The 14,257-nt window shown below is 37.8% G+C and carries 13 protein-coding genes, 1 pseudogene and 1 other annotated feature (1 of these 15 only partly in view); of the genes and pseudogenes, 3 read left to right on the top strand and 11 right to left on the bottom strand.

What is annotated here, in order from left to right:
* Nucleotides 1-92, bottom strand: a binding site (T-box leader); it reaches 162 nt to the left of the window's first position.
* Between the two features lie 158 nt (nt 93-250).
* Nucleotides 251-1,966, bottom strand: coding sequence for an ABC transporter ATP-binding protein (locus KSHG_RS09480; protein ID WP_010305051.1), 1,716 nt, complete (start codon nt 1,964-1,966; stop codon nt 251-253).
* Between the two features lie 271 nt (nt 1,967-2,237).
* Here KSHG_RS09480 and KSHG_RS09475 point away from each other — a divergent pair, with 271 nt between their 5' ends.
* Together KSHG_RS09475 and KSHG_RS09470 are read left to right on the top strand one after the other, a co-directional pair.
* Entirely contained in the window at nt 2,238-3,710 is a 1,473-nt protein-coding gene (locus KSHG_RS09475) for an FAD-binding oxidoreductase (protein ID WP_010305047.1), read from the top strand.
* Nucleotide 3,711: 1 nt separating this feature from the next.
* Nucleotides 3,712-4,221 (top strand): hypothetical protein, encoded by a 510-nt coding sequence (locus KSHG_RS09470; RefSeq protein ID WP_010305042.1) that lies wholly within the window; start codon nt 3,712-3,714, stop codon nt 4,219-4,221.
* 120 nt (nt 4,222-4,341) lie between these two features.
* Here KSHG_RS09470 and KSHG_RS09465 read toward each other — a convergent pair whose 3' ends face one another.
* Nucleotides 4,342-5,571: a dicarboxylate/amino acid:cation symporter gene (locus KSHG_RS09465; protein WP_010305038.1), complete on the bottom strand. Its 1,230-nt coding sequence runs from the start codon at nt 5,569-5,571 to the stop codon at nt 4,342-4,344.
* 204 nt (nt 5,572-5,775) lie between these two features.
* The gene (locus KSHG_RS17550) at nt 5,776-7,038 is read right to left on the bottom strand and encodes an SMI1/KNR4 family protein (protein WP_010305034.1); all 1,263 of its coding nucleotides are present in this window, start codon (nt 7,036-7,038) and stop codon (nt 5,776-5,778) included.
* 483 nt (nt 7,039-7,521) lie between these two features.
* Between KSHG_RS17550 and KSHG_RS09455 the strand changes: the two genes are divergently transcribed.
* Nucleotides 7,522-8,253 (top strand): alpha/beta hydrolase, encoded by a 732-nt coding sequence (locus KSHG_RS09455; RefSeq protein ID WP_010305030.1) that lies wholly within the window; start codon nt 7,522-7,524, stop codon nt 8,251-8,253.
* Between the two features lie 50 nt (nt 8,254-8,303).
* Here the strand turns inward: KSHG_RS09455 and KSHG_RS09450 are convergent, their stop codons facing one another.
* The 8 genes and pseudogenes from KSHG_RS09450 to KSHG_RS09420 form a co-directional block, all read right to left on the bottom strand.
* On the bottom strand, nt 8,304-8,609 hold the full coding sequence (locus KSHG_RS09450; protein WP_010305026.1) for a hypothetical protein: 306 nt from the start codon (nt 8,607-8,609) through the stop codon (nt 8,304-8,306).
* Nucleotides 8,610-8,663: 54 nt separating this feature from the next.
* Nucleotides 8,664-8,780 (bottom strand): annotated as a pseudogene (locus KSHG_RS18815) (winged helix-turn-helix transcriptional regulator); the annotation flags it as partial.
* A 128-nt stretch (nt 8,781-8,908) separates the two neighbouring features.
* Nucleotides 8,909-9,061 (bottom strand): hypothetical protein, encoded by a 153-nt coding sequence (locus KSHG_RS18340; protein ID WP_154646895.1) that lies wholly within the window; start codon nt 9,059-9,061, stop codon nt 8,909-8,911.
* 173 nt (nt 9,062-9,234) lie between these two features.
* Nucleotides 9,235-10,137, bottom strand: coding sequence for a ribokinase (gene rbsK / locus KSHG_RS09440; RefSeq protein WP_010305021.1), 903 nt, complete (start codon nt 10,135-10,137; stop codon nt 9,235-9,237).
* Nucleotides 10,138-10,156: 19 nt separating this feature from the next.
* Entirely contained in the window at nt 10,157-11,170 is a 1,014-nt protein-coding gene (locus KSHG_RS09435) for an aldose 1-epimerase family protein (RefSeq protein WP_010305016.1), read from the bottom strand.
* 20 nt (nt 11,171-11,190) lie between these two features.
* Entirely contained in the window at nt 11,191-12,540 is a 1,350-nt protein-coding gene (gene fucP / locus KSHG_RS09430) for an L-fucose:H+ symporter permease (protein ID WP_010305013.1), read from the bottom strand.
* A 30-nt stretch (nt 12,541-12,570) separates the two neighbouring features.
* Entirely contained in the window at nt 12,571-13,212 is a 642-nt protein-coding gene (gene deoC, locus KSHG_RS09425; RefSeq protein ID WP_010305010.1) for a deoxyribose-phosphate aldolase, read from the bottom strand.
* Between the two features lie 89 nt (nt 13,213-13,301).
* Complete coding sequence (locus KSHG_RS09420; protein ID WP_010305005.1) at nt 13,302-14,246, bottom strand: sugar-binding transcriptional regulator; 945 nt, start codon at nt 14,244-14,246, stop codon at nt 13,302-13,304.
* Nucleotides 14,247-14,257: the final 11 nt, after the last annotated feature.

Below are 14,257 nucleotides of genomic sequence, written 5' to 3'. Positions count from 1 at the left end.
TGAATTCACAATCGTTTTACGCGCACCTCTCATCGACCGGTTGCTTTCTGTCCGTAAACATAATTGATACTATTTCTTTTCATAGCCTTTGCTCTATACAAATATTTTGAATTGTTTTCAATTTTATAACAAAAAATTTTTTTGTCAATATTTTTTAACGGAAAAGTGATTTTTAATTCGTTAAAAACGATTAAAAATATTCTTTACGACATATAAAAACTCGAAAAAGCATTCATTTTATTTATTTATTTTATTTTTTAAATTGTATGTTGTGTAAGTTTGCAAATACACCATTTTGCGCTACTAATTCTTCATACGTACCGTCTTCTTCAATTCCTTTTTTCGTTACGACAATGACGCGATCGGCATTACGAATCGTCGCCAATCGATGAGCAATAACGAGTGTCGTTCGATTTTTAGCGAGTTCTGTTAAGGATTGTTGAATAATCATTTCTGTTTCAGTATCGAGTGCAGAAGTGGCTTCATCCAATATTAAAATCGGTGGATTTTTTAAAAACATACGTGCAATTGCCAATCGTTGCTTTTGACCACCAGAAAGTTTTAAGCCCCGCTCCCCAATTTGTGTATCGTATCCTCTCGGTAACTCTTCAATAAATTCTTTTAAATGGGCTTTCTCTGCGGCTGCTATCACTTGCTCTTCTGTCGCATCTAAAGCGCCGTACGCAATATTTTCGCGAATCGTTCCCGTAAATAAAAAGACGTCTTGCTGTACGATACCAATTTGCTCACGTAAAGATTGCTGTGTAACGTCTCGAACGTCCCAACCATCAATCTTAATACTTCCTTCCGTCACATCATAAAATCGTGGAATCAATGAACAAATCGTCGTCTTCCCTGCGCCAGATGGACCGACGAAAGCAATCGTTTGCCCTGCTTTCAAATCGAATGATACGTCGTTCAAAACACGCTTAGATTCATCATATTGGAACGTAACGTCTTGAAATGAAATATTCCCTTTCAATGTCGGAACGCATACCGCATTCGGGCGGTCCATGACTTCTGGATCTTGCATTAATAAATCTCGGAATCGTTTAAAGCCCGCCATCCCTTTAGGATATAGCTCAAGTAAAGCACTAATTTTGTCTACCGGTTTAATTAAAACATTCGTGTACAGAACGAAGCTAACAAGCTCCCCGTAAGTCAATTTGCCGTTAAAACTTAACCAAGCACCGACGACTAAAATAACGAGCGTTAATAAATGCGTCATTAAATACATGCTCGACTGTGTGCCGGCCATCACTTTGTATGCTTTTAGTTTCGCCGTACGGAAAAAGCCATTCTGCTCTTTAAAACGTTTCATCTCAAATGATTCGTTCGTAAATGACTTCACGACGCGAATTCCTGAAACACTATCTTCTACACGCCCATTGACGTCGGCTATTTTGCCATACATTTCACGCCATGCTTCATTCATTTTACGATTACTAAACGTTACGACCCAAATTAAAAATGGAACGAATACGAGTGCAATAAGTGCAAGCGTCGGATTTACATTAAACATAATAATGAACGCACCGACAAATGTCATAATGGCAATAAAGAAATCTTCAGGTCCGTGATGTGCGAATTCACCAATATCGAATAAATCATTCGTAATACGGCTCATAATATGCCCCGTCTTCGTATTATCAAAAAACTTAAAACTTTGCTTTTGCACATGATTGAATAAATCTCTTCGCATATCTGTTTCGATATTAATGCCTAATTTATGCCCTAAATAATTGACGACGAAGTTCATACACGTACTAATTAAATAAATAAGTAGTAATAACGCGCTCACTTGAACAATAATTCCCCAATCACCATTCGGAAGAAGTGTATCGATAAACCATTGCACCGCAAGTGGAAAAGCGAGTTCTAAAATAGCGACAAAAATGGCACTAAAAAAATCAATCATAAATAAACGCTTATGTGGTTTATAATAAGAGAAAAAATGTTTTAACATGATGGCTTCCTTTCTATCGTTGACTTACTCAAGATTATACTGTAAAAAATACCATTATGTTACAACTATTTGTACAGCTACGAATAATCCTTTTGTTCGCTATGTGCGACAAGTACGTACATCCCACTTCATATTTAACCAAAACGATTCTTTCTCAAAATATACGATTACATTCTTTTTTCGCACGTATTTGATATATTTCCACCCCTTTAGGCGGATAGAGAGCAAAATCATGTATGATGGAGATACTTATAAAGTAAAGGAGTTCAACATGTTCAATTATTTAAAAAAGCCATGGGTTTTAGCAATTCTCGTTGTCGTAATAGCAATCAGCGCATTTTTTATCATTCCTGTGGAGAAAAGACAATATGGCTTATCCGAAACAGCGATGACGACAGATTATACAGGCTTACTTCCTGAAAAGATTGAAACGATTCATGAAGCAAATAACCGGGAACAACTCGTATCGATCGTCCGACAAGCAAATCAAGACGGCAAAAAGATTTCGATTGCCGGTGTCCAACATTCCCAAGGTGGGCATACGTATTATAAAGATGGTATCGTCATCGATATGAAACCGTTCAATAAAATACTGAACGTCGATCAAAAAAAGAAAACCGTTACCGTAGAAGCAGGCGCACTTATTTCGGACATTCAACAAGCCGTTACGAAAAAAGGACTCGCGTTAAAAGTATCACAGTCCCTTCCTATTTTTTCAGTCGGTGGCTCTCTATCCGTCAATGGACATGGTCGTGATATTCGAAATGGCTCCATGGCTTCAACTGTTCAAAAAATGACCGTCATTACGCCTACTGGAACGTTGAAAACATTAACGAAAAAAGCGAATCAACAAGAAATGTCTTACTACCTCGGTGGCTACGGCTTATTCGGTATTATCGTTGATGTCACACTTTCACTGACGGACAATGAAGTGTATGCATACGAGCCGGAAGAAGTCGCCGTCTCTTCGTATGAAACATATTTAAAAAATGTACTCGCAGATGACTCTATTGCGATGCATTATGCTCGATTAAGCGTCGATCCAGAACATTTTTTAAACGAAATGTACGTTATGAACTATAAAAAAACGGGACGTGTCGCACAAAATGCTGCATTAAAAGAGGAAACACAAATTCGTCTTTCGAAGCTCGGTCTCGATTTAGGGCGTCAAGGTGGTAAAGCAGAAACGTTATTTTGGAACATGCAAAAAGATTTATTTTTAAAGAAAACCGGTAAAACAATTACGCGTAACAATGCGATGCGTTCGGAATCTACATTTATGGAATATACGAAAAAAGGCTCTGTTGAAGTACTGCAAGAGTTTTTCATTCCAATTGATGCGTACGAAGAATTTGTCGCACATTTAAAAACGTGGTTACCGAAAGATGATCAACACGATGAAGTGAAATTACATAACATCACTTTACGCATTGTATCGAAAGATGAATCGACACAATTGAATTACGCGAGAGAACCGATGATTGCCTTCGTTTTATTAATACAACACCCCTCGTCAGAAACAGGTATTAACCAAGCGAAAACATATATTCAAAAATGGACGGATACTGCATTGGCACATAACGGAACGTATTATTTACCGTATTATCCCTATCAAACGACCGAGCAATTTAAAGCAGCTTATCCGCAAGCAAAACACGTGCTTGATTACAAATTAGAGCAAGATCCAAATGAAGTATTCGTCAATCATTTCTACGACAATTATTTACAGAAAGTAGCGAATTAATATGCGCTTTTTACCGCTCATCGTTACAGTCGGAAATGCGCTCGTCTTTCCTTACTACATTATTTGGTTAAAAAATGTCACATTAACATTTTCTCTATTTGCGTGGATGTTTGCGTTACATTCTTTCGCTGCCGCACTCGGTTATCAACTTTGCGTAAAAAAATCGACGAAGTCTATTCATTGGATTTATGCTATGTATGCCCTATGCTTTATTTTCGTAGGACTGTCTTCTTTTTGGACGTTTGACTATACGTATGCGACAGTTGCCGTACAAATCGTTCTTGGCTTCACACAAGGCTATTTTAGAGCGTGGCACGTACACCAACTGTTTTATACATTGCATGCCGTATCCAATTATTTACTCGTTGGTTTCGCCATGCTCGGCTTATCATTCATCCACATTGTGACGCCTCAATTTATTTTATTCGTATTCGGTTGTCTATTATTTATCACTTTTCTCTATGCAACGATTCATCATATTATTCGTACGAAAAAAAAGCTTGCGCGTTAAATAAATGGACAATAAAAAATCACTTCCAAAGATTTTATACTTTTGGAAGTGGTTTTTCATTTGAGTTAGAAAACATCCTATCGGAACTGACCTTTTCTCCAATCAAATTCTAACAAGAATTTACACTTCTTCTACCTCGTGATTTGTCGCCCAATCTTTCCCGTCCACTTTTCGTGCAACGAGCATCGCCGCATAATTATCACTCGTCGCATTCAACAACGTCGCTGGCACATCAATGACGGTCGATACAGCGGCTAAAATTGGTAATGCTTCTGGTGGTAGCCCGTATAAACTAATAAGCATCATTTCCGCAATCATACCGCCTTGTGGAATAGCGCCCATGAGCGTACCGCCTAAAATGGCGACAAGGACTGCTGTTCCAATCGTTTGCCATCCTGCAAACTCCATATGAAAAACAGAAAATAAAACAGAAATTTTTAAAACGAGCCCCATAACCGAACCATCTTTGTGCATCGTCGCTCCAAGTGAGAGAACCGTTTCTCGCACTTCTTTGGACACTCCGATTTGTTGGCTCGCTGTTAAATTCACTGGCAATGTCGCCATACTACTACACGTACCAATCGCAGTGACAGAAGGTGAAAGTAAGTTTTTCCAAAAGCGTTTCACACCGGAAGAACCTCCTGCAATGAACGCATACACGGTAAACATCACACCGAAAAATAATAAACTAGCTATTAAGTACAATACGAACGCTTTCGCGTAATCTTCGATAACAATTGAGCCAAATGTAGAAGCTAAATAAGCAAAGTAAGCACCTAAACCAATCGGTGCATAGTACATAACGAGGCTAATTGTTTTTAACATAACGGTTGAAGCCGAATTCATCAATTTAGCAACGGGTTTTCCCGCTTCACCAGATAAATTAATCGCAAAACCAACGAGTAATGAAAAGACGATGAGTGCCATCATATTTTCTCGTTGAAACATGTTAACGAACCCATCCGTCGTAAAAATACCGACTAATTGTTCTTGCCACGATACACTTTCCGTTGACTCTGGTTTCGTTAGCGTGACCGATAACGTTGAAAATTGTGGGAACAATTTCACGACGACAATCATATAAATAGCCGCAATCGCCCCCGTTACTAAAAATACAATCGTCGTCCATCCCATAATTTTTTTCAGTTTGCCTGAGCCACCGCTATTGGCAACGGCTGAAATAATCGACGTGGCGATTAATGGTGTCACAATCATAAACATTAAGTTTAAAAAGATATCCCCGAGTGGCTTTAATGCTTGACCTGTCCCATCGACATAAACGCCGATCAATGCGCCAACTAGTAACGACCCAATTAAAATAATTGGGAAGCGATAATTTTTCCAATTCATCTCATTTCCCCCTAATCTTTGTTAAAAATGAATTATTATTAGTATACCGCCAAAATTTAAAATTGGAAGAATATTTATTTATTTAATTGAATTAAAATTCAATTTTCACATACAATGTAATCCTTCTTATCAACAAAAAATGAACATAAATAAAAAAGATGCATCTCACTAGAGGCACATCTTTTTGTATATAAAACTATTTTATTACTGTTCAGGATGTTTTAGTTGCTTAACGAAATCCTCAAAATTCTCTGCAATTTTCACAGGTACAGCGCCTTCTTCATCTTCTAAGTAAACGACAGATGGTTCTGCCGCTTCCTTCTGTCTATAATCGAGTGCAAGTGTTCCATTGCCGTCATTACTTAACACGATTAAGCCTTCTTCAAGGTCCCAATGTTCCATAAAATCTTTCGTTTCTATAATGCCTTCTTCTAAATCAATCCCTTGCAGCTCACTAAATTGTACGTAGCCATCTGGTACGCCTTCTGACTCAAAGCCATCATATACGAGAGAGCCTCCGTTTTGAATGTCCATTAACGCAACATAAGAAGCGGGCAATTTCACACCGAGAGCTGTTTCGACTTGCGCTAAAACATCCTCCGTAAACGGTTCAAAAAGTGCCTCGACATCAAAAATATAATCGAACGTATTCGTTGCATCGACTTTTAATTTCTTTTCGATCGTTTTCCCTGCACGTACAGCGAGCCATTCATCACTATTTTCGTCTACTGGCTCGCTCGTAATAATTTCTACGAGTTCACTTAATAAATCCACTGGCCATGAAGAAAGACGGTCTTTCCTCATTTTAAATAACACACTTTCTCCAACCGTGCGATGCCAAGACTCCATATCGGGTCTATGTAGGACATGTAATACATTCGAAACATACCATGTGAAATCACAAGGTTGCGCCATAAACTGTTGGATACTTTCGTACATCGCTTCGCCGTCTTGTCCATTTTGCATTAATTGTTCAAACTGCGCTTCTGTGTAAACAACTTCTTCTTCCTCTTCTTCTTCAAAATCGTCCTCTTGTGGCAAATGTAATTTCTTTAAAAATAGCTCGAAATTTTTAGCAACTTTCACTGCTGGTTCGTCTGCATCTTCCATATAAACAACACTCGGTTCATCTCCCGTATGTGTTCGGTAATCGAATGCAAGCCAATAATTTCCGTCCCCAGAAAAAATAACGAGTCCTTTCTCCATTTCCCATTCCTCTATGTAATAAGGAGATTCGATGATCCCTTCTTCTAAATCGATGCCACTAATTTGTGTAATCTCAACGATGCCATCTGGTACTTTGGCTGAATGAAGACGCGAATAATTTAAATAGCCTCCGTTATGTACTTTCATTAAATCTACATACGCTTTCGGTAATTTCACACCGAGCGTTTCTTCCACTTTCATGAGTGTTTCTTCTGTAAATGCGTCAAATTGTGCATCTTCATCAAAAATACGTTCAAACATTGCATTCTCCCCTTTTTCCTTTTTCATATGTTAAAAATTAGTAAAGAAAAAAATATGCTATTTATTTAAAAATACATTATTTTTTACAACTAAAGAACAGCATGCCAGTGATCACTACTCTTTTAGAAGTAAATCGATTGTCTTTAAAAAATACGATAACATAGAAATTATTGTAACTACAATCGTTAGAGCTAAAAATTCCGTTCAGTACTTGTCAATGTCACAACATATAACTAAACTCCATTGGAATGTGTTCAAAATTCCAAAGTGTTTTTCGTCCGTAATATGTTACACTAAACTAAAATTCACTGAAAAGGGTACTATTTTAAATAATTAATATCCGTTCAATGCGTATGACCAGATTAAAAAAATCATTTTCATGCATTCCTTATTCATACAACTGTATCTTTTCTTTGAATTCATAAACTAGCTTTTCACAACTACCGCTTCCTACATACTTAGGCAAAAAGAGGTTATTTTCACATGATGAACAAAACAAAAGACATTTATTTAAAAGGCTCTAAACGTGCCGTTTTACTTCTACATAGCTTTACGAGTAATGCTAATGAAATGCGAGACGTTGCGAAGCATCTCCACCCACTCGGCTATACGTGTTATGCGCCGAACTATACAGGGCACGGTGCTACACCCGAACAATTTTTTGAGTCGTCGATTGAAGACGTTTGGCAAAGTGCGCAAAATGCTTTTCATTTTTTACAACAAGAAGGATACGAAGATATTTTTTTAGTCGGTCAATCACTTGGTGGCGTCATCGCACTGCGCTTGGCAAACGAGCCTGCTTGTAAAGCACTTGTCGTCATCTCAGCACCGTTATTAGAACGCCCAATCGATGGTTTAGAACAACGCGTACGCAGTTATACAGAGCGCCATTTCCACTTCCAACAAAAATCTAAACAATGGATTGCAGATTACGTAGCACTCCACTTCCCGCGCCCTACCGAAAAAATGCGTGCGCTGCAACAATTCATCGTGGACACTCAATCCGTACTCCCAATGGTACAGCGTCCAATTTGTTTATTTAAAGGTCGTTTAGATGACGACGTATACCAACAAAGTATCGACTTCATCGAATCCAATGTTCTAAGTACGTATAAAGAGAAATGGACGTATGAAGAGAGTGGTCATTTACTAACATTAGGAAAAGAACGTAAAAAATTAAATATAGACATCGCCTCATTTTTGCAAAAATTTTAAAGAAAAAAGACACTATCTAACCTCTATACGTTTGGCAATGTCTTTCTTTTTTATATCGTTTTGTTCCCTTGCGTACGTGCGGTCTTTTTTGCATAGAAAAGTGCCCCACCGTTTAAAACAATTGAGCCAATCGTTGCAATCCAAAGGAACACCATAATCGTTGGTCCGACATCCATTAAAGCCGTCCAATCTTCCGCAATAATCCATTCAGAGATTAGTTGCAACTGTGCGCAAAGTGTTAAGGCAGTAAAAGCTAGTGCACATAGCATTGCCCAGTGGAAAGATTTTCTTTTTATTACGAGTACCCAGTTCACGAATGTCGCAAGCAATGCGAGATTTCCAAACAATAACGTCATAGGTATCCCCCTTTTCTTCTTTAAAAAGACGGATTACGTCTTAAATAGTTTCTATTATTCGCCATGATGTATAGTTTGGTCTTTCATCAACTGTTTACCGAACGTTTGCATCGCTTCGATGACCGGTAAAATCGTTTCACCGTATGCCGTTAAGGAATATTCTACTTTCGGAAGGACTTCTTTACGTACTCATCGCTAGTATTTGTCGGATTTTTTTGTTATCGCTGGACACGTCAGTTTTTAACTCGTTTTCTCGTTATCGTATTACTTAGTTGCATCAATTCTTTTTTATAATGGTGTTACTTCCATACGAGGACGCGCTTGTCTTCATTGTTTAAAATATGGAAATGTTCTGGATAGACCGTACATTGCTTCACTAAATCCAGTGCCATTTCATTCGTCATATGTGGTGGAATCGTAAACCCTTCAAAAATCGCAGAATCAATATTCATATGAAATTCGTATTCAAATTCCTCAGCTCCTGCGTAGGTCAGAGCTATTTTGCCGTCCCATTGGATCGCATAAAAATGATTTCTTTCATTTCTTGCGTTCTTTCAAAGTGTATCATATGATTTTACGAACAAAAAAACCACCTTCCACATAAAATGAAAGGTGGTCTTTTGAATTAATAATGTAAAAATTCTTCTTTCGTCGGATACGAAAGCTGTGTACCTCTTTTTTGTACAGCTTGTGCCGCATATAAGTTTGCTTTTTCAAGTGCCGTTTCAATGCTTGCACCTTTCGTTACATAATGTGCGAAACAACCGATGAAAGAATCACCCGCTCCTGTCGTATCGACGGCTTTAATTTTCTGCGCTTCAATGACTTGAACGTGTTTTTCGGTCATCCAAAGAACACCTTTTTCCCCCATCGTCACGATCAAATGTTGCACCCCTTGGTCAATTAAAGTTTGTGCAGCTACTTGAATCTCTTCCACTGTCGTAACAGGCATATTCGTTAAAATACCTAATTCCGATTCATTTGGCGCAAAATACGTACATTTTTGAACGTATTCCATTGATAGTGCAGGGTTTGCAGGTGCTGGATTTAAAAGAACCGGAATATCAAATTCATTGGCAACATCAATTGTTTTATAAATCGATTCAAGTGGAATTTCGAGTTGTAAAATAATTAATTTCGCTTCTTTTAACTGTTCTTTATAACTTTCTACCATCGCTGGCGTCAATTCACTATTCGCGCCTTGAATGATAAGAATACGATTTTTTGCATGTGGATCAACGAAAATAGGTGCGACCCCACTCGTCTTCGTACCAACTTCTATCGCTTCTGTACGAATGCCGTTATTTTTAAAATTTTCAATCGTATTTTGACCGAATAAATCATTTCCTACTTTTGTAACCATTAAAACGTCTGAACCGAGACGTGCTGCTGCGACTGCTTGGTTCGCACCTTTACCGCCACAACCCATTTCAAATTCAGGTGCTTCTAACGTTTCGCCCTCTTCAGGCATACGTTCTAAATACGTAATTAAATCGACCATATTTGAACCTACTACTGCAATATCCATTGTGTATTTCCCCAATCTATTATGACTTTATACCAGTTACTACGGTAAATGAGCGTTTCTCATGTGGTTTCAATAAAATAAGAGAACCTGCTTCTTTTGCTGCTAAATGACCTTCTGGTAAACAAGTGCCTGGTAAAGAAAATGCAGCTACTTTTTGATCTGCATTGTGTAATAACCATCTTGTCGAATACGGGAATTCGGTCGGATCAAATTGAATGAAAAATGTCTCATCAGCTGTTTCCATTTCAAAATTAGCTTGATCCACGTAATCGTGCAACTGCTCACCGAAGAAACAAATTTCCGGATCGTACATGTCTGGTCGTGTTAGTTCACGAATCATCTCACCCGATTCATCAAGTTCTTTCATATACTGTGTCCATTCAGCAGTTGGCTTGACGTGATCTGGAATTGATGTACGTAATCGGAATGCTTCATCCGGAATATTTTGCGTCATTTTAGCACCTTCTACATAAGCATAATTCATATGACACATGTATTGAAGAGGCATTGGTTGATAATTTGATAAATTTTCAACTTCTAATGAGATTTCTAATTGTGTACACGCTTTTTCAAGCGTTACGTGTGGGTGCGCTTCATAATGTTCCCCGAATCCTTTCACGTATTCATACATACTATGAATGGTCACTGCATCGTCAGTGAACGTTAAATAACTCGTATCCATATCCGCACAAGGGAACTCACCGTGTAGGGCGTGTGTGTCTTCAGCACTCGGGCAACCATTCGCTAATAACCCTGAATGAAAAGCAAAGCATCCATACGTATCAACGACTTCCTTACCTTTTTTCGGTTGTTTAAACATATGGTCCATCGTTAATGATTTCCCATTAAAAACGACATCCCAAATCATTTGACCGTAATAAGGTAAAATTGTTACATGCCCTTTTGAATTAATCATATTAACCGCTTCAATGCCTGATGCATAGCGGAAAGTTTCGATTGTAAAATGTTCATTTTGTAAAATAACTTTCTTTTCTGATGTGAAATCTTCTTTTTTGAAAAAATACGTAAACATTTTACCATGTCCTTTCCAAATTAAATGTTTTTATGACGCAATTGATCGATTGAATATACGAGTACAACGAAGAAGCAAATCGCTGCCATGATGAATGAAAATTGTAGTGAACCTGTCATGTCAGAAATCAACCCTTGCGCTAGTGGAATGAAAGCTCCACCTACAATCGTCATGACGATAATCGCACCCGCTGTTTCTGTGTGGCGTTTGTCTGTGACAACGTCTAATGTTTTCGAATAAATCGTTGCCCAACATGGACCGAATAAACCGCTTAATAAAATCGCCATATAAATTGCCGACTCATTGTGTACGAATGTCACATAAAGCGCTGTCAACGTTCCTAAAATAGAGAAGCCGATTAATACTTTTGTCGGTGACACTTTCCCCATAATCAAGTTCGCAATAAATTTACCGACGAAAAATGCAACAAAGCTATAAATCATAAAAGTAGAGGCGCTACGTTCATTAATCGCTGGATCTAAGTGCATTGCTAAACGAATTGTGAATGACCACACGGCCGTTTGCATCCCTACGTAGAAAAATTGAGCAACTAATCCTTTAAGAAACTCTTTATTTTTCGCTAAATAACGTAATGTCTCACTAATTTTCGCATTTTCAATTGCTGCTTTTGCAGGCTTACTTTTCGGAAACTCTGTAATTAAAAAGACGATGAGTGCTACGACTAAAATCATGACTAAAAATTTATACGGTAGCAATGTTTTTTGTAACATTTCAGAAGCAAAAACGGCTTGTTCAGAAGCACTTAATCCTGCCATTTGTTCTTCTAACGTTGGACCATTTCCGAACACTAAATATTTACCTAAAACGATTCCTAAAATAGAACCGAGCGGATAAAATGTTTGGCTAATATTTAAACGTAACGTTGAATACTTTTTAGGTCCGATTAATGAACTATATGTATTCGCTGATGTTTCTAAAAAGCTTAATCCGACAGCAATTGCAAAAAGGGCAACTAAAAATACGGAATACGTTGCGACTTCTGATGCTGGGAAAAATAAAGAACAACCGATAATGTAGCAAATTAACCCGATTAAAATTGCTACTTTATAGGATGTCTTTTTAATAATTAACGATGCTGGAATCGCAACGACGAAGTACCCTGCATAAAAGGCACTTTGTACGAATGCACTTGCAAAGTCACTTAGTGTAAAAATATGCTTGAATTGTGTAATCAAAATATCATTTAAGCTTGCTGCCGCACCCCAAAGCGGAAACAAAATAGATAGTAAAATAAATTGAAAAATAGGTGTTTTATCTAAGTACCCATCCTCTAATTGATTCGATTTCATTTTAATCAGATTAAACGGCTTTTTGATGCGTTGTTCATCGTTTGTTTTTACTGTGCTCATTGCACTTCACCCCTTCGTTTAAACATCGTTTTATTGCATGAAAGCGACACCGTTACTTGCACCGATCCGTGTTGCACCAGCTTCAACCATTGCATCAAAATCTTCTTGTGTACGAACACCACCTGATGCTTTCACTTCTACGTCCGCACCTGTATTCGTTGCCATCAATGCGACATCTTCCGCTTTTGCCCCTGCTGTTGAAAATCCTGTCGACGTTTTAATGAATGCGGCTTTCGCTTCTGTGACTAATTTTGAAACAGTCACAATCTCTTCTTTCGTTAATAAAGCCGTCTCAATAATTACTTTTGTAAGCGCTTTATTTCCAGCGGCAATGACAACTGCTTCAATGTCTTTTTTCACGACGTCTAGTTGATTATTTTTTAATGCTCCGATATTAATGACCATATCGACTTCTGTCGCACCATTTGCAATCGCATCTTCTGTTTCAAAAACTTTTGTTGCTGTCGTACTTGCACCAAGTGGGAACCCGATTACCGTACAAACTTTTACGTCTGTTCCTGCTAATAATTTCGCACAAAGTGGCACCCAATACGGATTAACACAAACAGAAGCAAAGTCATATTCTTTTGCTTCTGCAACTAATTTTTCAATCATCGGCTGCGTTGCATCCGCTTTCAATAATGTGTGATCGATTAATTTACTTTTTTTCATCCCAAAAACCCCTTTTTTATTATTTTCATACAAAATTTAACACAAAAAAGCACAATTGTAAAATAAGTTTTTTACAATTGTGCCGTTTTCTATTGTTCCAACAATTTTAAAGCGGTCATGCTATCTGTAATAAATACGTTCGGAATCTTTTGTTTAAGCGCTGTTTTAATTCCTTCTAACTTACTTTCACCATTCGCAATTAAAATACTTTTCGGTACATTTTTTAAAGCTTCTAAAGAAATCCCAACTGTTCGCTCGTTCAATTCTTCCAAAACAATTTCCCCATTTTTGTCAATAAAGCGCGAACAAATATCGCAAACAGCTTGTTTCGACAACAGAGCAAATTCATGTTCTGAAATGACGTTCGTTTTATACAATAAAGATTCTTTCGATACTTCCCCAATCGTATAAATTGCCACATCAACCGTTCCCATTTTTTCGTGAATAAGATGGAATTGTGGTTCCGCTAACAAGGCATTTTTCGTCTCGACAGAATTAAAAACGATTGGAAGCGGTACGTATTGTCCTTTCGCATGAAAATTTTGAACAAATCGCATCATGATTTCTTGATCATGCGTGTTCGCCTGTATAAAATTCATGCCCCCTTTTAACTGCACAATTTCCACTTCTTCTACTTGTTTTTGCTGAAGTTCTTTCGCTACGTGGTACAATGTTTCTCCCCAACTAATCCCTATTTTCATACGATGTTGCACGACTTCGTTTAAATAGGCACTCGCTTCTTTTCCAAGTAGCTGCAATACATACGTTGCATCACACGTAGCATGATTTGCATAGGCGACACGTACATCTTCTAACCCAAACTTTTCTTTCAACCTCAATTCCAAGGAATGGATCGCCTCAACAGGTTTTTTTATCGTGATTTGAATGTAATTTTGTTGTTTCGCATGCTTCAGCAATTTTGAAACAGTCGGTCTAGAAATGTTCAACGTCTCCGCAATTTCCTGTTGTGTTTGGTCCAACTCATAATATAAAGTCGCTACTTCAATGCTTAATAAATCTTTCTCCGGAATCATCCCGAACCCCC

It is taken from the genome of Kurthia senegalensis, assembly GCF_000285595.1.
Taxonomy (GTDB): Bacteria; Bacillota; Bacilli; order Bacillales_A; family Planococcaceae; genus Kurthia; species Kurthia senegalensis.
The sequence above is the reverse complement of the archived record's forward strand: the minus strand, read 5'-3'. Positions and strand labels throughout refer to the sequence as shown.

What these genes read in the sequence shown, in the direction of transcription:
- deoC (WP_010305010.1), bottom strand. Translation starts at nt 13,212, where the DNA reads ATGAAAAAAAGTAAATTAATCGATCACACATTATTGAAAGCGGATGCA.
- KSHG_RS18340 (WP_154646895.1), bottom strand. Translation starts at nt 9,061, where the DNA reads ATGAATATTGATTCTGCGATTTTTGAAGGGTTTACGATTCCACCACAT.
- KSHG_RS09475 (WP_010305047.1), top strand. Translation starts at nt 2,238, where the DNA reads ATGTTCAATTATTTAAAAAAGCCATGGGTTTTAGCAATTCTCGTTGTC.
- KSHG_RS17550 (WP_010305034.1), bottom strand. Translation starts at nt 7,038, where the DNA reads ATGTTTGAACGTATTTTTGATGAAGATGCACAATTTGACGCATTTACA.
- KSHG_RS09455 (WP_010305030.1), top strand. Translation starts at nt 7,522, where the DNA reads ATGATGAACAAAACAAAAGACATTTATTTAAAAGGCTCTAAACGTGCC.
- rbsK (WP_010305021.1), bottom strand. Translation starts at nt 10,137, where the DNA reads ATGGATATTGCAGTAGTAGGTTCAAATATGGTCGATTTAATTACGTAT.
- KSHG_RS09420 (WP_010305005.1), bottom strand. Translation starts at nt 14,246, where the DNA reads ATGATTCCGGAGAAAGATTTATTAAGCATTGAAGTAGCGACTTTATAT.
- KSHG_RS09480 (WP_010305051.1), bottom strand. Translation starts at nt 1,966, where the DNA reads ATGTTAAAACATTTTTTCTCTTATTATAAACCACATAAGCGTTTATTT.
- KSHG_RS09435 (WP_010305016.1), bottom strand. Translation starts at nt 11,170, where the DNA reads ATGTTTACGTATTTTTTCAAAAAAGAAGATTTCACATCAGAAAAGAAA.
- fucP (WP_010305013.1), bottom strand. Translation starts at nt 12,540, where the DNA reads ATGAGCACAGTAAAAACAAACGATGAACAACGCATCAAAAAGCCGTTT.
- KSHG_RS09465 (WP_010305038.1), bottom strand. Translation starts at nt 5,571, where the DNA reads ATGAATTGGAAAAATTATCGCTTCCCAATTATTTTAATTGGGTCGTTA.
- KSHG_RS09470 (WP_010305042.1), top strand. Translation starts at nt 3,712, where the DNA reads ATGCGCTTTTTACCGCTCATCGTTACAGTCGGAAATGCGCTCGTCTTT.
- KSHG_RS09450 (WP_010305026.1), bottom strand. Translation starts at nt 8,609, where the DNA reads ATGACGTTATTGTTTGGAAATCTCGCATTGCTTGCGACATTCGTGAAC.